16 protein-coding genes are annotated in these 22,082 nt (G+C 72.8%); 8 read left to right on the top strand and 8 right to left on the bottom strand.

Annotation, left to right across the window (positions count from 1 at the left end):
• Positions 1-17: 17 nt before the first annotated feature.
• From C1A33_RS19710 to C1A33_RS19700, 3 genes are all read left to right on the top strand, one after another.
• Complete coding sequence (locus C1A33_RS19710; protein ID WP_101832915.1) at positions 18-980, top strand: LLM class flavin-dependent oxidoreductase; 963 nt, start codon at positions 18-20, stop codon at positions 978-980.
• A 58-nt stretch (positions 981-1,038) separates the two neighbouring features.
• Positions 1,039-2,568, top strand: a complete 1,530-nt coding sequence (locus C1A33_RS19705) for a class I adenylate-forming enzyme family protein (protein ID WP_101832914.1) — start codon at positions 1,039-1,041, stop codon at positions 2,566-2,568.
• 263 nt (positions 2,569-2,831) lie between these two features.
• Positions 2,832-4,616, top strand: a complete 1,785-nt coding sequence (locus C1A33_RS19700; RefSeq protein WP_101832913.1) for a serine/threonine-protein kinase — start codon at positions 2,832-2,834, stop codon at positions 4,614-4,616.
• Between the two features lie 69 nt (positions 4,617-4,685).
• On the opposite strand, the gene C1A33_RS19695 is transcribed toward C1A33_RS19700, so the two are convergent.
• From C1A33_RS19695 to C1A33_RS19685, 3 genes are read right to left on the bottom strand one after another with little or no spacing between them, the layout of a single operon-like run.
• Complete coding sequence (locus tag C1A33_RS19695; RefSeq protein WP_165818476.1) at positions 4,686-5,600, bottom strand: toll/interleukin-1 receptor domain-containing protein; 915 nt, start codon at positions 5,598-5,600, stop codon at positions 4,686-4,688.
• A 1-nt stretch (position 5,601) separates the two neighbouring features.
• Positions 5,602-8,421: a CHAT domain-containing protein gene (locus tag C1A33_RS19690; RefSeq protein WP_101832911.1), complete on the bottom strand. Its 2,820-nt coding sequence runs from the start codon at positions 8,419-8,421 to the stop codon at positions 5,602-5,604.
• Positions 8,411-11,593, bottom strand: a complete 3,183-nt coding sequence (locus C1A33_RS19685) for a hypothetical protein (RefSeq protein WP_101832910.1) — start codon at positions 11,591-11,593, stop codon at positions 8,411-8,413. Before C1A33_RS19685 ends, C1A33_RS19690 begins: the two co-directional genes overlap by 11 nt.
• A 522-nt stretch (positions 11,594-12,115) precedes the next feature.
• On the opposite strand from C1A33_RS19685, the gene C1A33_RS19680 reads away from it, so the two are divergent.
• A complete protein-coding gene (locus C1A33_RS19680) occupies positions 12,116-13,162 on the top strand; it encodes a CobW family GTP-binding protein (protein WP_101832909.1) in 1,047 nt (348 codons plus the stop codon).
• Here the strand turns inward: C1A33_RS19680 and C1A33_RS19675 are convergent.
• Positions 13,132-13,722: a DUF2231 domain-containing protein gene (locus C1A33_RS19675; RefSeq protein ID WP_101832908.1), complete on the bottom strand. Its 591-nt coding sequence runs from the start codon at positions 13,720-13,722 to the stop codon at positions 13,132-13,134. The two genes, C1A33_RS19680 and C1A33_RS19675, sit on opposite strands and share 31 nt — an antisense overlap.
• A gap of 94 nt (positions 13,723-13,816) precedes the next feature.
• Between C1A33_RS19675 and C1A33_RS19670 the strand changes: the two genes are divergently transcribed.
• Entirely contained in the window at positions 13,817-14,287 is a 471-nt protein-coding gene (locus C1A33_RS19670) for a BlaI/MecI/CopY family transcriptional regulator (protein ID WP_101832907.1), read from the top strand.
• 5 nt (positions 14,288-14,292) lie between these two features.
• Complete coding sequence (locus C1A33_RS19665) at positions 14,293-15,291, top strand: M56 family metallopeptidase (RefSeq protein ID WP_165818475.1); 999 nt, start codon at positions 14,293-14,295, stop codon at positions 15,289-15,291.
• On the opposite strand, the gene C1A33_RS19660 is transcribed toward C1A33_RS19665, so the two are convergent.
• Genes C1A33_RS19660 through C1A33_RS19645 form a run of 4 tightly spaced genes read right to left on the bottom strand, consistent with a single transcriptional unit; the run spans position 15,269 to position 19,568 of the window.
• The gene (locus C1A33_RS19660; protein ID WP_243407737.1) at positions 15,269-16,510 is read right to left on the bottom strand and encodes an ABC transporter ATP-binding protein; all 1,242 of its coding nucleotides are present in this window, start codon (positions 16,508-16,510) and stop codon (positions 15,269-15,271) included. The two genes, C1A33_RS19665 and C1A33_RS19660, sit on opposite strands and share 23 nt — an antisense overlap.
• A 9-nt stretch (positions 16,511-16,519) precedes the next feature.
• On the bottom strand, positions 16,520-17,434 hold the full coding sequence (locus tag C1A33_RS19655) for a carbohydrate ABC transporter permease (protein ID WP_279354666.1): 915 nt from the start codon (positions 17,432-17,434) through the stop codon (positions 16,520-16,522).
• A complete protein-coding gene (locus tag C1A33_RS19650; RefSeq protein ID WP_101832905.1) occupies positions 17,434-18,330 on the bottom strand; it encodes a carbohydrate ABC transporter permease in 897 nt (298 codons plus the stop codon). The genes C1A33_RS19655 and C1A33_RS19650 overlap by 1 nt, the downstream gene beginning before the upstream one ends.
• Positions 18,327-19,568, bottom strand: a complete 1,242-nt coding sequence (locus C1A33_RS19645; RefSeq protein WP_101832924.1) for an ABC transporter substrate-binding protein — start codon at positions 19,566-19,568, stop codon at positions 18,327-18,329. Before C1A33_RS19645 ends, C1A33_RS19650 begins: the two co-directional genes overlap by 4 nt.
• 667 nt (positions 19,569-20,235) lie before the next feature.
• Between C1A33_RS19645 and C1A33_RS19640 the strand changes: the two genes are divergently transcribed.
• Entirely contained in the window at positions 20,236-20,760 is a 525-nt protein-coding gene (locus C1A33_RS19640) for a PaaI family thioesterase (RefSeq protein WP_243407736.1), read from the top strand.
• Between the two features lie 312 nt (positions 20,761-21,072).
• On the top strand, positions 21,073-21,852 hold the full coding sequence (locus C1A33_RS19635) for an SAM-dependent methyltransferase (RefSeq protein ID WP_101832903.1): 780 nt from the start codon (positions 21,073-21,075) through the stop codon (positions 21,850-21,852).
• The last annotated feature ends 230 nt before the right edge of the window (positions 21,853-22,082 follow it).

Here is a 22,082-nt window from a genome sequence, read left to right as displayed (position 1 = left end):
AGAACAAGGAGCGACAGGTGACGGTGAACGGCGACATTCCTGCGGCGGGACGGCCCGGGATCGGCTTTCTCGCCGCGCCGGGAGAATCCGGGAGTCTGTCGGACTTCGCGCGCACGCTCGAGGACGCCGGTGCCGACTCGCTGTGGGCGTCCGGGCACATCACGATCGGCCGGCCGGTCCCGGAGCCGCTGACCAGCCTGGCCCACATCGCGGCCGTCACCACCCGGGTCCGGGTGGGGTCGGCCGTGTTCCCTCTGCCGCTCTACAACCCGATGGTGCTTGCCAAACAGCTCGCCGAGATCGACCGCCTGTCCGGGGGACGGGTCAGCGTCGGGGTCGGCACCGGCGGCGAGTACCAGCGGGAGTTCGACGCCGTCGGCGTTCCCCGGACGGGGCTCGGCCCCCGCCTCGACGAGCAGATCGGTCTTCTGCGCGCCGCCTGGGCGGACCGGTCGACCCCGTTCCGCGGCGCGCTGTGGCAGGTCGACGACGCGCGGGTGGAGCCGTCGCCGGCCCACCCGCAGGGCCCGCCGATCCTCGTCGCGGGCCGCAAGAACCCGGCGATGCGGCGCGCCGCCCGGCTCGGCGACGGCTGGATGCCGTTCCTTTACACCCCGGAGCAGTACGCCCGCTCGGTCGCCGCGATCCACCGGCTGGCCGGGCCGGACCGCGATCTGACCAGCGGATTCGAGTGGCTGGTCTTCGTCTACGTGAGCCTCGACGACGACGCCGAGACGGCGCTGTCACGCGCGATCAGCTACGTCGGCGCCGGTCAGGCCGGTGATCCGGAGCGGTTCACGACCTTCGTCGAACGGGTGGCCGCGTTCGGGCCGCCGAAGCTGGTCGCCGCCCGGCTGCAGGAGTTCCTCGACGCCGGCGCCCGCCACCTGATCCTCGCCCCGACCGACGGCGTCGACCCGGCGGCGATGGCCGCCGACGTCCTGTCCCGGGTCGCGCCGCTGCTCCGCGTCCCCGCCTGACCCGCGCGTCGGCGTCCTGACCGTGCCAGAAGGCCTGACCGTGCCAGAAAGGAAGTCCATGTTGTTCGACCTGCTGCTTCGCAACGCGCGGCTCGCCCCTGATGCGGAGGCGCTCGTCGACGGCGACCGAGTGCTGACCTTCGGCGACCTCCTCGGCCGGGTCAGCCGTCTCGGCGGCGCGCTCGACGGCGTGAGCGCTCCCGGCGACCGGGTCGCCCTGCTCTCGACGAACCGCGCCGAGTTCGTCGAGGCGCAGTACGCGGTCCCCTGCGCCGGACGGACCCTCGTCCTGCTCAACTACCGGCTACATCCCCGGGAGTGGGCGGGCATCCTGCGGGACTGCGGCGCCGGCGTGCTGATCGCCGAGCCGGCGCTGTGGTCGACCCTCTCGCCCCTGGCCGACGAGCTCCCCGCCACCACAACTGTCCTGTTCCTCGACGACCCGGCCGCCGCCGACGCCCACTCCACCACCCCGCCGTCCCCCTACGCCTGGCCGACCCTGGCCGACGACGACCCGGCGTTCATCATCTACACCAGCGGCACGACCGGCTTCCCCAAGGGCGCCGTACTCACCCACCGCAACGTCGTGTCCGCCGCGATGATGTCGGCGCTCGACTGGGACCTGCGCGACGACGAGCGTTTCCTCATGGCGCTGCCGATGTGCCACGCCTCCGGCCTGCAGACCTTCTGCTACCACCTGCGCGGCGCCCTCATCGTGCTGATGCCGCGTTACGATTCCGGCCCCTTCCTCGACCTGGTCGACCGCCACCAGATCACCCAGATCTCGCTCGCGCCGACCATGCTCGCCTTCCTGCTCGACGACCCGTCCCTGCCCGACCGGGATCTCAGCCGCATCCGCCGCGTCGGCTACGGCGGCATGATCATGTCCCCGGACCTGGCCCGTCGCGTCATGCGCCGTATCCCGAAGCCGACCTCGGGCTTCGGCCAGTCCGAGTCGACCATGATGTTCACCCGGCTGTCCGCCGAGGACCACCAGCGGGCACTGGACGGCGAGGAGAAGCTGCTCACCTCCGTCGGCCGGCCGTCCCCGACCGTCCGGGTCGAGATCCTCGACGAGGACGACCGCCCCTGCCCGCCGGGCGAGATCGGCGAACTGTGCCTCGCCGGCGACACCGTGATGCGCGGCTACTGGAAGGACGAGGAACGCACCGCCCAGGCGCTGCGCGGCGGCTGGCTGCACACCGGCGACCTCGCCCGCCAGGAGGACGGTTACATCTACCTGGTCGACCGCAAGAAGGACATGCTCATCTCCGGCGGCCAGAACATCTACCCTCGCGAGCTGGAACTGGTGATGCTGTCCCATCCCGCCATCCGGGACGTCGCGGTCATCGGCGTGCCGGACGACGTGTGGGGCGAGAGCGTCGCCGCCTACATCGTCCCCGAGCCCGGCGCCGCGCTGACCGAGGCCGACGTCATCGCGCACACCCAGGCCTCGCTCGCCGGCTACAAGAAGCCCAAGCACGTGGTCATCGTCAACGACCTCCCCCGCAACCAGATGGGCAAGGTCGTCAAGAACACCCTCCGCCAGGCCTTCGCCGACCAGTCCACCCCGCCCAGCCCGCGCTAGCCCGGGTATGGACCGCGACGTCGCCGGCGGGAGTCGGGCAGACGACCCGCGAGCCGCGGCACACCGGAGGGATACGGCATCGACACGACTGGACTGACCAGCGCCTTTTCGCCGCGCAACAATGCCCGCAGAGCACGTTGCTGTTTCACGATGAGCCGGTAGGGCGCCCTCAGATCATCCCAGGCCCGGCTTGGGACACCGCGACACTGGATACAATCGCCGCACCCATCAGATGATCAACGTTGAGGTGGCGGAAGATCACGGTGTCGAGACGGCTGGGAAGCTCATACACCCTGGATACCAGGGTCGGCCGGGGCAGTATGGGGGAGGTCTGGTCCGGCCACGACGGCGACGGGAATGTCTTCGCCTTCAAGATGCTGCTACCGGAGTTCGCCGCGAATCCGGTAATCATCACCCGGTTCATGCGGGAACGCGACATCCTGCTGCGGGTGCGGTCCCCGTTCGTCGTCGCCCTGCATGACCTGGTCGCCGAGGGCGGCGATCTGGCCATTGTGATGGATTTCGTTTCCGGTCCCAACCTGCGGGCCGAACTGACCCGGCGCGGCACCCTTCCGCCGGCCGAGGCGGCCACCCTGATCCTGGAGATCATGACCGGGCTCGCCAGCGCGCACGCGCTCGGCGTGGTGCATCGTGATCTGAAGCCGGAGAACGTGCTGCTGGCCCACGGCGACGGAACCCACGGCAGCGGCACCGGCGCGGGCGAGGGCGGCCTCTACCGGCCCAAGGTCTCGGACTTCGGCATCGCCTCCGTCGTGGAGGCCGGCACGCGGCTGACGGAGCCGATGAGCATCCTCGGCACGCCGCACTACATGGCTCCCGAGGTGATCGAGGGCCGGTCCGTCAGTCCGGCGACGGACACCTACGCGGCCGGCATCATGCTCTACGAGATGCTGTGCGGCGTCACGCCGTTCACCGGACGCCCGCCGCTGTCCGTCCTGCACGCCCACCTCAACCAGCGTCCGGGCCGGCCGGCGGGCCTGCGCGACGAGGTGTGGGCCGTCGTGGCGTCGATGCTCGCCAAGGATCCGGTCGAGCGGCCCGGCATGGACAGCCTGCGTGCCCTCCTGCCGAGTCTGGCCGGCCAGAAGGCGCTGCCGCGGCTCACCCGGCCGCCCTTCGCCGGGGACGGCCAGGTCGACCTGCCGACCGTGCTCAGCACCCGCCCCGACGACGATGCCGCCACAGCCCACGCGGCAGCGGTCCACAGCGCCGCTGCCGCCGCGGCGGCCGGGCCGACACAGGTCCTCTCCGGCCTGACGCCCCCACCAGCACAGGTCCACCCCTCGGCGCCGTCTCTCGGACCGCCGTCCGCCGGCCGTCTCCCGTTCACCGACGCGGCCCACCCGGCCAGCACGCGCGGCGCGGGCGGCGCGGGCGGCGCGGGCGGCGCGGGCGGCGCGGGCGGCGCGGGCGGCGGAGGTCAGCGCGGGCGGCGGACCTGGGCCGTCGCGGGCCTGGTGGCCGCCGCCGTCATCGGCATCGTCGTCGCCGTCTCCCTCGTGGTGACGGGCGGCTCGGGCGCGGCGGGATCGCCGTCGGCCGTGGCCTCGCTGACGGGCGTTCTGTCACGTCCACCGGCGACGCCGTCGGCGCGGCCCACCCCCAGCCAGTCCCCGGCCGGCCCGAGCACCTATGTCAACACGTCCACGCTGCTCTGCCTGGACGGCAACGAGGACGGCTCGGCGTACACGCTGGGCTGCAACAACGGCCTCTACCAGCACTGGCGTGCGGTGCCGGCCGCCACCGGCGCCGGCTACCGGCTCCGGAACGTACAGACGGGCCGCTGTCTGGGCGCGAAGGCAAATCCGGCTCCGGACGGAACCAGGTACCGCGGCTCCGTGTTCACCAGGACCTGCTCGGACGCCGTGGACCAGGTGTGGCTCCCGACGCGCTCGCCGAACTTCGGCTGGCAGTTCGAGAACCGTTCGACCACCGAGTGCCTGGACAGCAACCCCGACGGCGACGTCTACACCCAGGACTGCAACGGCGGGAACTTCCAGCACTGGCAGCTCACCACCGCCGACTGATCCCTCCCCGGCCGGTCACGCGACCCTGGCCGGTCACGCGACCCTGGCCGGTCACGCGACCTTGGCCGGTCACCTCGTTCCGGCCCGCGAGGACGCGGTCGGCGGCGCGAGATGACGGAAGGCCGAGCGGACGAGAGCCCGCTGTGCCGCCGGCGGCACCGCGGCCTGGACCTGCGCGCCCGAGGTCGCCGGCCGGTAGGACGTGGTTCCGGCCATCGGGCCGACGGGGCCGAAGGGCTCGACCACGACCTCGAGGTCGACGAGGGCTCCGTCGCTCAGATGGAGCAGGGCGGCCGGGTCCTCCGGCAGCGGCTCTCCCGCGATGCCGAGCCGGTACCGGAACCGCAGGCCGACCTGGCCGGCGAACCGGGTCTGCTCGTCGGGCAGCGCGAGCCTGGCGCGGATGAGGCTCAGCAGCTCCCAGCCGGTCATCGTCTCCGCCACCGCGAGCACGACCGCGAAGCCGAGAACCTGGTTGCGGACCCGGATCATCCTGGTCGGAGCGGTCACGCCGGTGGCCTCGGGAGCCACCGGATCGCCCGCGACGGCCGGCGGCGCGCCGCCCGCCCGGTCCCGCCGCCAGATGCCGGCGAGGTCGCGCACGACCTCGCTCCACCGGCCGTGGGTGCCGTCGAGGCTGTGCCGGGGCGCCAGCACCGGGGGCAGCGCGCTGTCGTCGAGGCGGACGACGAGCAGGTAGGAGCTCCGCTCGGCCAGCTCGCGGACCAGCGCCGCCGACCACAGGGCCGCCACCACCGCCTGGTCGCGGGCCGCCGCCGACCACAGCAGTATGTAGAAATCGGCCGCGGCCATCGCATCGTTGATCCACAGCACCCAGTTGGCGCCGGGCGGACACCAGTGGTCGACGGTCGCGTCGATGCCGTGCCGGCCCAGCTCACTCGCCATCCGCTCCGCGACGTCCCGGTCGGATCCGGCGCAGGACAGAAACAGCCGCGGCGCGGCCAGGGGCCCGTGGACCGACATGTCACCTCCGCCTGATCGGGGCATGGTCCGCGGCGCGGCGCAGCCCCCGGCGCGCCACGCCCGCACCGGTCTGCCACCCGGCGTCCCCGTACAGGGTCCAGCATGCCCACCGGGCCGGATGGTCGGGCGCGCAGTCCAGCACCTGCCGGTCCGGCGCGGCGCGGCACACGTCGAGCTGCGCCTGCCACAGGGCGACGTCGCGTGTCCGACGGCGCAGGTGGTGGTGGAAGCGGTCGAGCACCGCGGCGGCCACCGGGTCCGCCGCCGCCCAACGCGCCGCCACGACGGACGCGGCACCGGCGTGCAGCGCGGCGCGCACGAAACCGAGCCGCTCGTCCCGGCCGGTCCGGGTCGCCATCCCCGACTCGCAGGCACCGAGGACGAGCGTTCCGCAGCCGTGCAGGTCCATGGCCTGCAGCGCCTCGGGCGGGAGGCGGCCGGAGGCGTCCTCGGGCCGCAGCTGCAGCCAGCGCCCGGCCTCGTCGAGTGGGTCGTACCGGCCGTGGCAGTCCAGCCGCACCTGGCGATGGCGGCGCCGCGCGAGCGTGGCGGCCAGTTCGGCGGGGGTGGCCCGGGCGCCGTCCAGCACCTGCGCGTGGATGCCCCGCGCTGGCGTGATCCCCTCCCCCGCCGGGTCGACCAGCAGGCTCCGGTCGCCGCGCACGCGTCGGGAGCGCCGGCTGAGCGGGCTCCGCGCGGACAGGCAGGGGAGGTCGGACAGGGCGAAGCGCAGTCCGAGCGGCATCGCGCGGCCCGCCGTCGCCCCGGCCGACCGGACAGGAACGGCCAGCGGCAGGGCGGCGAACGGGACGTCGGCGAGGACTCCTCCGACGACCAGCGCGATCCGGCGGATGTCCGGCGGAAGATGGCGGACCACCGCGGCGACGTCGAGGCGCGCGGCGATGTCGCGCGTGCCCGCGTCGAACGCGGCGCGGCCCACGGCTGACTCCAGGGTGCCCGCGCTCCACGAACCCATGAGGTCGTCGACGGCGTCGCCCAGCTCGCCCCGCCGGCAGTCGACGGCGATGTGGTGCAGCAGGTTCGGTCCGATGACGGCGTGATGCACGCGCAGCGGTGTCGCGTGCATCATCCAGACGACCTGCGAGCGGGGCAGGCGGTCCGCCGTCGCGCGGATCCACGCCCAGGCGGAGCGGTGGTCGTCGGGCGGGGGCAGGTCGCGGGTCAGGCCGGCCTCGGCGGGCAGGATCCCGCCGAGGATCGCGGCGCCGCGGGCGGCTTCCATCGCGACGACCAGCGCGGCCGTCGCCGCGGCGCCCTCGGCGTTCTCGGCGGTCCGCTCGGCGGCGAAACGCACCCGCTCGTCGTGCTCGTCGGGCACGGGCGCCAGCATGCCGACCCGCACCGCGTCGCTGATCTGACGGCCGGCCAGCCGTTCCTCCAGCTGATGCGCCTGCGCCCACCGGGCGCTCGCCTGGCCGTACTCCGCCCGCCAGTGGTGGGCCTCGCCGAGCAGGCGGGTCGCCAGGATCCTGACCTCGGTCAGCCACGCCCGGCCGGCGGTCGCCCGCACCGCGCGACCGAGGTCGTCGACGGCGGCCTGGAGCAGCTCGGGCCGGCGGAGCTGCCGGTAGCGGGCCAGCTGGAGCTCGCCGGCGACGAGATACCACTCGGCCCGGTCCCGTGCCTCCTGCGCCGCCTCGATGGTGGAGGTCCCCGTCCGGCCGGCACCAGGATCAGTCGCCGGCTCGGCGGCGAGGGGATCGGCGGGCGGCGTGAGACGGGCGAGCCGCGACTCGGCCTCGGTCAGTCGGTCGGCGGCGATCAGGCGCTGCACCTGCCGCACCGCCCGTTCTGGTTCGGGATCGGGAGCGGGATCGGGAGCGGGAGCGGGAGCGGAGGACAGCAGGAGCGCGATCTTCCTGGCGGCGCCCGCCGGATCCGGCCAGCTCGCCGCGGCGGCGTCCAGCAGCGGGCGCAACGCGTGGGCGGCGCGGTCGTCGCGCATCGTCAGAAGCAGCGTGACCAGCTCGTACAGGGCGGGCAGGCGCAGCGCGGGGTCGAGGTCGGGATTGCCGGTGACGGTCGTCATCACCCGGGCCGCCGCCTCGAAGTGCAACTGCCGCTTGAGCGCGAACGCGAGCCGGAACTGGCTCTCGACGGTCTCCGGCCACTCACCGTCGAGCATCTCGGCGAGGGCGCCGCCGACGTCGGGCTCCGCCCCCTGGCGCACCCTGAGCAGCGCCCGGTCCCGGTCGATGATCGAGACGTCGGCGCAGCCGGCGGCGCGCAGCGCCCGTTCCGCGTCGTCGAGCAGGCGGGAGGCTGTGACGGCGTCGCCCGCCGCGGCCGCGGCTGACGCCTCGGCCCGCAGCAGTCGCCCGTCCTGCGCGGCGGAGATCGGGCGCTTCCCGCTCGCCGCGAGCCGGCGCATCGCCGCCGCGTCGGCGGCGGCGCCCCGCGGGTCGGCGGCGCAGTCACGCAGCTGCATCCGCTCCTGCAGGAGCAGCGACGGGTCGACGCCCGCCGCGGCGGCGCGGCCGAGGTAGTCCTCGCAGCGGCGCAGGCCGCGGGTCACGGCGCCGAGTCGCCGCAGCGCGACAAGGTGATCGACGGCCACGGCCATCCACAGGTCGTGCCCGCGACCATCGGAGTCGGTGGTGGTCGTGCCCGGGGCGACCAGGAGGGTCGCGGCCGCGTAGGCGGCGTCGACCGCCGGGGCGTTACGCCGGCCCAGCGCGGCGTCCGCGGCGGCGATCGCGTCGGCGAGTGGGAAGCCCGGCGCCAGCATGATCGGTAGCCGCGGCGCGGCGAACCCGGTCGGCCACCGGGCCGGCGGGACGCCGGGTCGGTCAGTCGCCACAGGCGGTCGCGGCCGAGCCGGTCGCGGGGCAGACGAGCAGGACCGTCCCGGCACCCGGTCGACCCGCCCCGAGCGACGGCGCCGCAGAGGCCTGCGGGGAGGCGGTCGGGGTGGCGGTCTGCGTCTGCTGGCGTGGCAGGGCCTGGGTCTGGTCACGCAGGACGTTGACCTTTGCCGCCCCTCCGCCGCTGTGGATCAGGACATCGGGATGGGCGGCCAGGTCCTGGCCGTGCGCCAGCGTGAGCTCCAGCAGGACCGTGTTGACACCCACCCGCAGGTCCTGGTGCAGCGACTCCGCGACGATCATCCCGGGACCCACCTGCAGGGTCGACCGCAGACTGTCGTGCAGGTACACCGGGGTGGTGCCGGCGCCGTCGAGCACGTCCCGCAGCGGGATGCCGTGCCGCGCGGATCCGGGGACCGCGGTGAACGGGCCGGGATCGATGTGCTCGGCGCGGCCACCGACGATCCGGATGAGCGGCGTCGCGTAGCGGGGATCGGCCGCGACGGCCCGGGCGACCCGCTCCGCCCAGGGATGGTCGGCGGGTAGCAGCTCGATGTGGTCGTCCGCGGCCAGCGCGACACCGTCCCCGCCGAGCGGCACGCCGCGCAGCAGGCCGTCCTTCGTCCTGGCCGCGTCCGCCATCGCCCGGGCGACCCGGGGGAACTCGGCCAGCAGCGCCGCTCCCTGCGCGAGACCGTTCGGTCCGAGGATGGGATCGCCGGCCGGGACGAACACGTGGTCGCCGACGGGAAAGATCGTCGCGGTCGCGCCGTCCGGCGTGGTGACCCGCACGCGCGATCCGGTGCCGTTCGGAGGTGGCGCGAACACCGCCTGGGCGCCGTGGTCACCGGTGGCCGGCCGCACGTCCCACCAGGTCTGCGCGTCGTGCGGCTTCGGCGCGGTCACGAACGCCGCCTGGGCGAAAGTCGGCGTGCCGTGGTTCGGATCCGGCCCGCCGATCCGGAATGCCAGGTCGTCGCCGGGCGGCCGGGTGCCGTTCGTGATCGAGAGCCAGGGGTCACCGGGGCCGCCAGTCTTGGCGAGCAGGGTCCCGATGGGATCACGGTAGGTGGTCAGGCCGACGGACCCGAGGCTCAGGTCGGCGGGAAGACGGGCGCCCCACCGGTCCTGCACGAGCCGCAGGGCCCGCAGGGCCCGGTCGACGGCGCCGCGGCGCCACTGGATCGTGACGACGTCGGCGTCGCTGCGGGCGTCGAGTGTTCCTAGGTCGTGGCCCTGGTAACCGACCTGCTGGGAGACATGGCCCCGACCGGCGGTCACGGTGGTGGTGAGCGTGCGGTCGGCGGCGGCGGAGCGCCAGATCCGCACAGGCCCGAACGGGATGTCCGCGCGGGCCGACGCGTCGATCCTGACCGTCGAACGGTCGCCGGTGGTGGAGATCGTGCGCTGGACCCGCCCGGCGGTCCTGCCGCTGTCGTCGATGGCCAGCTCGGTGATGGAGCCGTCGCCGGTGCGCGGGTCGGCGTGCGACGTCTCGTCGAACAGGCCGGCCCGGCGCAGCGGGTCGGGCAGGTCGGCGTGGTAGTCGCGGCCGCCGGTCCGTTCGGCGAGGTGTCCGAGGGACACGCCGCCCTCGATGCCGACAAGGCCGCAGTCGCCGTAGGTCCTCGTCGGGGTCGGGATGACCGACTCGGCCGTGCCCGCCGCCGCCGGGGAGACGAACGGGATGGGCGACCGTTCCCGCAGCCGGGTGTTGTGCGCGTACCAGGAGTCGAAGGTGAGGTCGGAATGATGGACCTCGCCGTCGGGCACGGCGGGCAGGGCGGCGCCCGTGCCGCGCAGCCATTCCAGCGCGCCGCTCCAGCGCATGATCTGTTCGAGCCGGGCGTACTGCGGTTCGTAGTCGGCGATCGCCTGGTAGTGCTGGTCCCAGTACCGCAGTCCGCGCCCGAAGGAGAAGCTGGGCTCGACCTCGCCGCCGCCGGCGCCGTTCGACCGCGCGAACAGCCGGGTGGCCTGCCCGCCCAGCTCGAACCGGTCTCCAGAACTCGCGAAGGCGGCGTCGTTCTGCCCGAACCACAGCCGCCCGCGCTCCTCGTGAGCATCGGTCGCGGCCGGGCACTGGCTCCACGGCGTCCGCGCCTCGGAATCGGGGACGAATCCGCCGACCGCCCTGCCCGGCACGCCGCTGCCCACCCCGGCGACCCAGTTCTTCGCGACGTAGTCGGTATAGAAAAGGGTCATCCCGACGTTCGTCCGGGCCAGACCGCCCTCATACCGGGCCTGGCTGTAGACGGGGTTTCCCTCGGTGAGGTTGAGCAGCGCCCACAGCTGGGTGCGGTCGGTCGGCAGGCCGTCGCGGCGCAGCGCGTCGCCCGCGGGGGTTCCCTGCAGGAGCGCGTCGCGCACCTGCGTGCGCACGCTGACGCGCACCGCCTGATCGGTGAGGACGGCCCGGACGCGGTTCTGGTCGAGGTCCGGGATCAGGGTGTGCACGGCCGCGAAGCCCTCGTCGTTCGGCTGCGGTCCGGCGGCCGGATCCAGCGAGAACCCGGGTGGCTGACGGCCGGCGGCCACCGGGTAGCCGCCCTGGATCGCCGACACGTCGGCGGCGTCGATCGGCGCCGACGGCACGTCCGGCCAGTGCCAGCCGCTCGCCCAGATCTTCGACCCGTCCTTCCTGAGCTCGGACAGGTCCTGGATCCGGGCCAGGAAGTCCGCGAGACCGCCGGCTGTGTCGACCCGCAGGGTGAGGTAGCCGTGAGCGGCGCGGACGTCCCGCGTCGGCCGGGCAGCGCCGACGGTCACCTCGATCGTGTCGAGGTCGGATCGGAGCTGGTAGCGGTCGATCGCGACCTGATCCGGGTCCGAGCCGTGATCGGTCCGGTACTGGTCGAGCAGGAGGCCGACGGTGCGCGCCTCGTGCGGATCGCCGGCCTGGACGAGGACGTGCGCCGTACCCCGGCCGGCGGCCAGCAGCCGGCCCGGCCCGACCTGCTGGCGCGCCAGGTCCGCGAAACCCGGGTCTCGCACGGGCAGCGTGTCGTAGGCCGAAGCGAGAAAGGTCGCCGTGTCCAGATTCAGGCGCGCGGCGAGCGCGGTGCTCGTCCAGTCCCGCAGCTGCTCGTCGGCATCCGCCGGCGCCAGCCCGCCGAGCAGGTCGGCGGCGGCCGCGTAGGAGATCTCGAATCGCGCCACCGTCGCCACGCGCGTGGACGAATCCCTGGTCGAACCACCATCGCAGCCCGCAAGCGAAAGGGCCAGGGCCACCAGAACCGCGAACGCCGTGACAAGGCTCAGCCGATACCGGCCGATGCGATGTCGGCCGTACTGTCGGGAACCCGACCCGCCAGGTGGAGACATCCGGATGCCAACCCCCGAACCCACTGCCCCTGCGCATTGACAAGAAAAGAAACGGCCACCCCTGTCCATCGAGCGCTCCGGCAGTGGGCGAATGCCGGGCGGCAGCGATGCCCGCGACGCCGGAACAATGGCAAGAGTAAACACGGCCAAGACGCGCCACACCAGAAAAGTACGAGGTTGGTCCGTGGGCAGATTCACAGCCCTGCCGCGGCGTGTCACCGCCCTGCGCACCGTCGCGGTCGCGGGAGCGAAGCCTCGACCGAGCCGGTCCGCGATCTATCTATGCTCGGCAGGTCGGCAGGTCGGCAGGTCGGCAGGTCGGCAGGTCGGCAGGTCGGCAGGTCGGCGGACAGAGGAGGCGGCGCAATGGCAGCTCGGGTGCCGGTGATCGCGGTGACCGGGTATCTGGGCGCGGGCAAGACGACGGTGCTCAACCACCTGCTGCGGGCGCCGGGGGCTCGTCTCGGGGTGGTCGTCAACGACTTCGGGGCGATCAACGTCGACGCGGCGCTGGTCAGCGGCCAGATCGACGAGCCGGCGTCGATCGCGGGCGGCTGCGTCTGCTGCCTGCCGGACACCGACGGGCTCGACGAGGCGCTGGAGAAGCTGAGCCAGCCGCGGCTGCGGCTCGACGCGGTGATCGTGGAGGCCAGCGGGGTGGCCGACCCGCCGAACCTCGCCCGCCTCATCCGCTTCAGCGGCGTGCGCCGCATCCGGCCCGGCGGCCTCGTCGACGTGATCGACGCCGCCGCCTACTTCGACACCGTCGACCCCGGCGGCCTGCCCCCGGCCCGGTTCGCGTCGGCCTCGCTCGTCCTCATCAACAAGGTCGACCGGCTGCCACCCGCGGGCCGCGACGAGACACTCGCGCGGATCACCCACCGGGTGCGCGCGAGCAACCCCCACGCCCACGTCGTCACCACCACCCATGGGCGCATCGACCCCGCCCTCGTCTTCGACGCGGCCACCCCGTACGACCCGATCGACGAGCTACCCTTCGCCGCCGCCGCCCGGGACGAGCACGACCACGCGCACGTCGACGAGGGCGGCCCGCACCACCACGCCGTGTCGGTGACCGTCCCCGCGGCGCACGCGGTCGATCCCGGCCCGCTGGTCGATCTGCTCGAGGATCTGCCGGCCGACGTGTACCGCCTCAAGGGCACCCTGGTCGTCGACACCGGCCGCGGCACCGCCGGTCATGTCGTCAACGTGGTCGGTGGCCAGCTCCACGTCGCTGCCAGAGCGGTCATGGAGGGCCCGCACGGACTGGTCGCCATCGGCATGGGTCTCGACGAGCCGACCGTCCGCGCCCGGCTCGAGGCCGCCCTGCGCCCGTCGCCGGACGGCCGCCCCGATCCGGACGGGATGCGCCGCCTGGCCCGCTACCGCCGCCTCAGCGGCGCGGGCGCCTGACCCTCTCGCGCGGGGGGAACCTGCGGTTCGACGGGAACCTGGGAGGTGTAGGCACCGTGCCAGACGGCCTTCGCGCCGCTGTCACCGATCCGGTAGACCTGCACGACCGAGCCGACGGCGACCACGACGCTGAGCACGGCGATCACGACCATCACCGCGTTGCCTCGCAGGCCGTCGCCCACGCCGGCACGGTGGCCCGAGGCGGGCCTGCCCTGGTCCTGCCCGTCGGGAACGGGACGGCGCGCCCACAGCCAGCCCGCCGCCGCCAGCACGAACAGCCCCGCCGCCCACGGCAGCAGCTGATCCCCGAGCTCCGCGTGACGTGCCACGAGCGGGTCGGGCGGCGTCCGCGCCTCCAGCCACTCCCCGGCGTGCGTGGTCAGCGGCACACTCACCAGCGCCACCAGCGCGACCAGCGGCGTCAGCACGCCCAGCCGCCGACGCGCGGCGGGCCACAGCGCCGAGACGATCGCCATCAGGGCCGCGAGCGGCACCAGCACGACGACCAGGTGGACCAGCAGCGGGTGCGCGGGCAGGCCGTTGATCTGGGTGGGCCCCATCGAGGCTCCCTTCGTCCGTTGACAACTATCGCAGTAGTACTACGCCGATAGTAGCTACTACCACTGTCGTAGTCGGCGGGTAGACTGCTGCGGCATGCGGCGCAGGGAGCCTCACCGCCGGGTCGCCGGGGAGCTGGAGTCCGCGGTGCTCGGCGTGTTGTGGGATGCGGACGGCCCACTCACCCCCGGTCAGACCCAGCTGGCACTCGCCGGCGACGGGCTGGAGCTCGCCTACACGAGCGTCGCGACGACCCTGGCTCGGCTGCACGGCAAGGGCCTGCTCGACCGGACGGCCGCCGGTCGCGGCCACGCCTACGCGCCCGCGGCCGCCGCCGCCGCGGAGATCGCCGACCGGATGCGCGGCCTGCTGGGCGACGGGCGGGGGCGCGCGGTGGTGCTCAGCCACTTCGTCGCCGGCCTGACGCCCGACGACGAGGCCACCCTGCTCTCCCTGCTGGCGGCCGCCGAAAACGCCCCCCACGGGTCCGGCGGGACCGAGTCCGGCGGGAGCCACGAGTCCGGCTGGTCCGGGCCCGGCGGGACCCGCGAGTCCGGTCCGCGATGAGGTACATGGTCTGGGTGCCGCTGCTGATGAACCTGGCCGTCGTGTGCGGCGCACCGGCGCTCGCCCGGCGGATCCCCTACCGGGTGCGGCCGGGGGTGCTGACCGGCACCGCCGCGGTGGCCGCGGTCGGCTGGCTGTGGTCGCTGGCGCTGCTCGCGACGAGCCTGGCGGAACGGCTGCCGTCCCTCGGGCATCGCCTGGATCTGCCGGTGCCAGGGCCGGGGCGGACGGCCGAGCTGCCACCCGCCGCGGTCGGTGCCTGCGCGTCGGCCGTCGTCGCGATCGCGGTCGTGACGCTGGTGGTGGCGACGGTCCGGCTCGCCCGCGAGCTGGCCCGGGCCGAGCGGCTGGTCCGGCGCCTGCCCGCCGGGCGGGTGCACGTGGTTGCCGGCGAGTTGCCCGACGCCTGCGCGATCGGCGGCGTGACGGGTAGCCGCATCATGATCACAACTGGCCTGGTCGACTGCCTCGACGCCGCCGAGCGGGCCGCGGTCCTCGCCCACGAACAGGCTCATCTCGCCGGCCGCCATCACTGGCTGCGCCTGGTGGTCGCGTGCTGCGCGGCGACCGACCCGCTGTTGCGGCGCCTACCCCAGCTCGTCGAGGCGGCGTGCGAACGCTGGGCGGACGAGCGGGCCGCCCAGCCGGCGGGCCAGCGGACCGTGCTCGCCCGGGCCCTGGGCAAGGCCGCGCTCGCGACCCTGCGCGCCTCAGGTACAGCTCCGCGGGCCCACGCGTCTGCCACCGGATCCGCCACCAAGCCCGATTCGATGCCCGATTCGATGCCCGATCGGGAGCTCGCGCCCGGATTCGGTGCGGGACCGACCGCGTGCGGATTCGATCGCGGTGCGGTGCCGGAGCGGATGGCCGCCCTGCTCGCCGGGCCGCCCCGCGCGACCGGCTCCCCGGCCTGGCTCCTCATGTCGACCGTCGTCACAGCCCTGGTACTCGGCTCGTGTGTGCACGCGAGCACGGATTTCCTCACCCTTCTCCGCTGGTATTGAGTCCGTCCCCTGCCGTGCCGTCGCAGTGGTCCGTTTTGCACGCGAGGTTGTGGCCGGTGTCGGGGTCGAACAGGTGCAGCTGGGTGGTGTCCAGCCACAGCTCGGCGTTCTCGCCCTCCCGGATCCGGCTGGCCGCGTCGAGCCGGGCGACGATCTGTTCGGCGCCGCTGGCCAGGTCGACGGTGCCGGCGTCATGGGCCAGTTCGTCGAGGTCAGCGATGCTGGCCCGGCCGCCGTCGAGGGTGAAGTAGGCGTAGCTGTCGGAGCCGAGCCGCTCCAGCACGTCGACCGGAACGGTGAACCGCAGGCCAGGGCGGCCGGTGACCGACTCCAGGGCGGCGTCCTCGAAGTGCTCGGGGCGCGCCCCGACGATCAGTTCCCGGCGCCCGGCGGCGCCCCCCGACCAGCCCTCCAGCAGGCGGCGCTGCCGGTCGTCCGGGCTGATCGTGCCGAGCGGGGTCCGCAGCTCCCCCTCCTCGACGGTGGCCGGGACGAAGTTCATCGCCGGTGAGCCGATGAAGCCGGCGACGAACACGGTCGCCGGCCGGCCGTAGAGCTCGGTCGGCGTCCCGACCTGCTGAATCCGGCCCGAGCGCAGCACCGCGACCCGGTCGCCGAGCGTCATCGCCTCGGTCTGGTCGTGGGTGACGTACACGGTGGTGGTGCCGAGCCGGTTCTGCAGCCGGGACACCTCGGTGCGCATCTGCACCCGCAGCTTGGCGTCCAGGTTGGACAGCGGCTCGTCCATCAGGAACGCCTTCGGCGAGCGGACGATCGCCCGGCCCATGGCGACGCGCTGCCGCTGCCCACCGGACAGCTGCGCCGGCCTGCGGTCCAGGTGCTCGGTGAGGTCGAGGACGCGGGCGGCCTCCTCGACCTTCTGGTTGATCTCGCTCTTCGGTCGTTTTGCCAGTTCAAGAGCGAAGCCCATGTTCCTGCGCACCGACATGTGCGGGTAAAGGGCGTAGCTCTGGAACACCATGGCGATGTCGCGGTCCTTCGGGGCCAGGTCGTTGACCACCGCCCCGCCGATGCGCAGTTCGCCGGAGCTGATGTCCTCCAGGCCGGCGATCATGTTGAGGGTGGTCGATTTCCCGCAGCCGGACGGGCCGACGAGGATGACGAACTCGCCGTCGGCGATGGACAGGCTCGCGTCGTCCACCGCGAGCTGGCCGTCCGCATACCGCTTGGTGACGTGGTCGAGCACGATGTCCGCCATGGCCCGGGCCTATCCCTTCACCGCGCCGGAGGTCAGCCCGGCGACGATCCGACGTTGGAACAACAGCACGAAGATGATGATCGGAATGGTGATGACGACCGCCGCCGCCGCGATCGACCCGATCGGCTGGGCGAACTGCGACGCGCCGGTGAAGAACGCGATGGCCGCGGGGACCGTCCGGGAGCTTTCCGTCGACGTCAGCGAGATCGAGAACAGGAAGTCGTTCCAGCAGAAGATGAACACCAGGATCGCGGTGGTCACCATGCCCGGCGCGGCCAGCGGGGCGATGACCCGCAGGAATGCCTGCGCCGGGGTGGCTCCGTCGACCTGCGCCGCCTTCTCCAGATCCCAGGGGATCTCCCGGAAGAACGCCGACAGCGTGTAGATGGCGAGCGGCAGCGAGAACGTCAGGTACGGGATGATCAGCCCGATCCAGGTGTCGAAGATGCCGATCTGCCGCCACAGGTTGAACAGCGGGCTGACCAGTGAGACCTGCGGGAACATCGCGATGAGCAGGGTCAGTCCGATGAGCACCCGCTTGCCGGGAAAGTCCAGGCGGGCGATCGCGTAGGCGGCCATCGAGCCGAGGATCACCGCGAGTACCGTGGAGATGAGTGCGATGCCCAGGCTGTTCAGCAGCGCCCGGGTGAACAGCGACTCACGGAAGATCCCGCGATAGTTCTCCAGGGTCCAGTGGCGGGGGATGAAGTGGCCGTCGGTGATGCTCGCCGGCGCCTTGAACGACAACGACACCAGCCACAGCAGCGGAACCAGCGACACCGCGATGATGAGCAGGTTCGCGGCGGTCCAGCCGAGCATGGCGTTGCGGTCCCGCTGCGGCCCGCGTGCCCGGATGGTCCTGCCGCCCGCGCCGGCACCGCTGCTGCCGCCGGGGGCGTCGGGTGTGGTGGCGATGGTGGCCATCAGCGGTCCTCCCCACCGGGCGCGGCCGCGCCGAACCCCTTGACGAAGATGAACGCGACGAGCGCCACGACGAGGAAGATCAGTACCGACAACGACGAGCCGACGCCCAGGTTCAGCGCGGTGAACAGGTTGTCGTAGCCCAGGATCGACACGGACCGGGTGTCGTACGCGCCGGCGGTCAGCACGTAGATGCTGTCGAAGATGCGGAAGGAATCGAGCACCCGGAACAGCACCGCGACGAGGATCGCCGGTTTCATCAGCGGCAGCATGATCCGGGTCAGCCGCTGCCAGGCGGTCGCGCCGTCGACCTTCGCCGCCCGCAGCAGTTCCTCCGGCACCAGCGCCAGGCCCGCGAGCAGCAGCAACGCCATGAACGGCGTCGTCTTCCACACCTCGGCCAGAATGATGACCGCGATGCCCCAGACCTGCGATGTCAGCGGGGTCGCGTCGCCGAACAGGCCGGACAGGTAGCCGGTGTCCGGTGTCCACGCGTACCGCCAGCCGAACGCGGCGACCACCGTGACGATCCCATACGGAATGAGGATCACCGTGCGGACCAGGCCGCGGCCGATCAGTGCCCGGTGCATCACCAGGGCCAACGCCATGCCCAGCACGAACTGGATCGCCACGGAGATCACCGTGATGATCGCGGTCACCGCGAGTGCCTGCCACCACAGCGACGACGTCAGCGCGGTGCCGTAGTTCGCCAGCCCGATGAACTTCGAGTCGCCCGGGAAACGCAGGTCGTACCGCTGCAGCGACAGATAGACCGCGTACCCGATCGGATATCCCGTCACCGCCAGGATGACGACGACGGCCGGCGCGCACAGTGCCCACCCGAGCCGCCGCTGCGCCCGCGCCCCGGCCGACAGCGGCGCCTTCGCACCCGCGCTCACGGCACCAGTCCCTTCGAGTCGAGGGCGTCGGAGATCGCCCCGCGCAGGTCCGCGAGCCGCCCGACGCTCACCGAGGTGGGCGGCGACAGAATGTGCGCGATCTGCAGCGACACGCTCTGGTAGGCGGGTGTCCGCGGCCGGACGCTGGCGTTCTGCAGCGCCTCGTGGATGGCCGGGGCGAACGGATAACCGCCGTCGATGAACTTCCTGTCCGTGTACAGATCCTTGAGCGTCGGCGGTAGGCCGCCATCGATGGCGGTGCGGATCTGGTTCTGCCGGCCGGTCAGGCAGCCGATCGCCGCGGCCGCCTCGGCCCGATGATGGCTGTAGGCGCCGACCGCGAGGTTGTAGCCGCCGATCGTGCTGTGTGAATGCTGGCCGGGAACCAGCGTCGGCCACTGCGTCCAGCCGATCTGGGCGGCCAGCTTCGGATTGTTCTGCTTCGCCGACGGATAGATGAACGGGTAGTTGAGCTGGAAGGCGGCCGAGCCGGTCTCGAACGCGAGCCGGTTGTCGTCCTCCCGCTGGTTCGACCAGGACGGGTCCGCGGCCGGCGAATGCGCCAGCGCCCGGATCGCCTCGACGGCCTTCTCCGCCGGCGGGCCGAGCGCCACCCTGGTGCCGTCATCGCTGAGGATCTGGCCACCGGCCGACGCCACCAGCGAGTTGAACAGCACCGTGTAGCCCTCGTACTGCGCGCCCTGTACCTCGACGTAGTGCGGCCTGCCCTGCGCCGCCAGCCGTTTCGCGTCCGCCAGCATCTCGTCCCAGGTCTTCGGCGGCCGCGGCACCAGATCCTTGCGATACCACAGGAGCTGGGCGTTCGTGTTCAGCGGAACGGCGTAGAGCTGGTTGTCCCAGGTGCCGGTCTGGACCGCGACGGGCAGCATTCCGTCGGTGAGCCGGGTCGACTCCGCCTGGTCGAACGGTTCGACCCAGGCGGCCTCGGCGAACTCGGGAGTCCAGGTGACGTCCAGCGTGAGGATGTCCATCGACGAGTCCTGGGCGGCGAGCCGGCGGACCAGCTGCTGGCGCTGCCCGTCGGAATCGTTCGGCAGCACGTTGATGCTGATCCGGTACCGCCCGTTCGACGCCGCCGAACAGTCCGCCGCCGCCTTCGCGAACGACCCCGACGACTCGTTGTAGACGTACCAGTTCAGCGCCGCCGCGCCGCGTCCGTCACCCCCGCCGCCGGAACTCCCGCACCCGGCCAGCGCCGCCCCCGCGACCAGCGCCAGCGCGCCCGCCGCGGCGGGCGATCGGCGGACTCGTCCGCCCGCCCCGCACCTTCCGCCGCGGCCGGGCCGCTCTTCGGGACCGCCATCATGGCCGGGTTCCACCGCTTTCGGCCGGCGACCGAATCGCCTGGATGCCCGATGAGGTTCTCGAGGCCTACGGAACGGTCGGGTTCTCACGGGCCGCACTCACCACCTCATGTCGCGCTACCAGGGGCGACACACAGGCACGAGCCGACGATGGCCAGATGCTGTCCCACTCCGCCACCGACAACCGGGCCACGCCGCCCCGGGGCGTATCTCCCATCGGCCGGGTGACCGATGGTGGCACCGCCATGCCCAAACGCGCGAGAAACTAAACCCGCCATCGAGCATCAATACGGACAGTTCTCAATCTATCGCAATGTGTATATCACACTCTGGCGCGGTAGAACACACACGGCGATCGGTGCCGCGAAGATAGCCGCATCACTGACGGCGTCGCGAGGACGGTCATCCTCCATAGCCTGGCCTTTGGCACGGCAGCGGCGACGGTCGCCGGCTGCGCGCCGGCGGGGAGACGCGGGTGGACGGGACTGTATCGGCCAGGAGCGGCGGGCGGCGGCCGAACTGGTGGAAGCCGCGGGAAAGGCCCGTCCCGCCAGCCGGCTATCCGGAAATGATCGAGGCGATGCGGCTCCTGCAGGACCGGATCACCGCCGCCGTCCCGGATGCCGCGATGGTCGCCGAGGTGACCCGCGGTCTGACCGCGATCGCCGACCGGCTCGAACCGACGGCCCGGGACGAGTGGTCCCAGCTCGCCGGCTCGCTGCGCGAGGTGCCGGGCCGCGGCTCCGCGCTGCTGCCGGTGGTGGAGATTCTGTCGGAGAACGAGACGACGCTTCGCGGTCGCGTCCGGTTCAGCCGCTTTCACCTCGGTGGCAACGGCGCCGCGCACGGGGGCACCATCCCGCTGATGTTCGACGACATCCTCGGGCGTCTCGCGAACTCCGGCGGTCGGCCGGTCGCACGCACGGCCTATCTGCATGTGAACTACCGCTCGATCACGCCGATCGACCGGGACCTGCGGGTGGAGATCCGGTTCGACCGCGAGGAGGGCCGCAAGCGCCTCCTGCGCGGGGAGCTTCGCGACGGCGACGTGCTCTGCGCTGACTGTGAGGGCCTGTTCGTCGAACTACGCCCCGGCCAACCCTGACGCAGACACCTGTCCGCGCCCGTCCACGCGCCGCCCGCCCGGACATGTGAGTCCTGGTCCGCGCTGGGCCGGCGGCCGGACAGCCCGGCGGAGGGCCGCGGTGAGCACCGTTACGGGACGCTCGCCACGGCTCACCGCCCGGCGCACCCGCCAGGCCACGCGTCGATGCGCGATCTTCATGGCCGCCGACGCGACGGGTCGTGGCGGCACCGCCGCCATCGCCCCCGCCAACAAGGGCGATGGCTCCCCGTGTCGACTAGAATGCGCTCAGCACAGACGTCATGCGGATCAACTGCCCCTTGGAGCATCCTGATGGCCGAGCTGTCCACGATTGACACGTCCGTGCCGCATTCGGCCCGGGTGTGGAACTACTGGCTCGGCGGGAAGGACAACTATCCGACGGACCGTGCCGCCGGCGACCAGGTGTACGAGATCTTCCCGGCGATCGTCGAGGTCGCTCGCGCCTCCCGCGCCTTCCTCACCCGCGCGGTCAGCTTCCTGGTCACCGAGGCGGGCGTTCGCCACTTCCTCGACGTCGGCACCGGTCTACCGACCGCCGACAACACCCACGAGGTCGCCCAGAGGCTCGCGCCCGACTCCCGCGTCGTATATGTGGACAACGATCCGATGGTCCTGGCGCATGCCCGCGCCCTGCTGGCCAGCTCTCCCGAGGGGGCGACGGCCTATCTCGACGCGGACGTGCGCCATCCCGAGGCCATCATCGAAGCCGCTGCCCGGACCCTCGATCTGACCGCGCCCGTGGCCCTCATGCTGCTGGGCATCATGGGCCACGTCGCCGAGTTCGACGACGCCATCTCCCTCGTGCGGCGCCTCGTCGACGCCCTGCCGTCCGGCAGCTACCTCGTTCTCAACGACGGCACCTCCAGCCCGGCCCGGGACGAGGCCCTCGACCGTTACAGCGACTCCGGCGCCGACGCCTACCACTCACGCACACCCGAGCAGATCGCCGCCTTCTTCGCCGGGCTCGACCTGGTCGAGCCCGGCGTCGTCTCCACCCCCCTCTGGCGCCCCGGGCCCGCCGCCACCCCACTGCCGCTCGACGTCCACTGCGGGGTAGCGAAGAAGCCCTGATCTCCCTGGCCGCGCGCCGCCACGCGGGCTACGCGGGGACCCGGTCATGCGGGCAATCCTCAGTCGCGGGTCACGCGCCAGCTGTCCCCGCCCACCCGGTTGCCGCCTGCCGAGCTTCTCCAGCTATTCCGGGGACCGCCGATCGGCGTCACGGCGGCAGAGCTCTGTCGCATAGATGCCCATGAGGTTGTCCCATCCAGTGGGGCGCAACCCACCCTGGCCGTGGGAGA

Origin of the sequence: Frankia canadensis (assembly GCF_900197875.1) — a bacterium.
GTDB classification, from domain to species: Bacteria; Actinomycetota; Actinomycetes; order Frankiales; family Frankiaceae; genus Frankia; species Frankia canadensis.
Note: the sequence above shows the minus strand (reverse complement) of the source record. Positions and strands in the feature narration are given on the sequence as shown.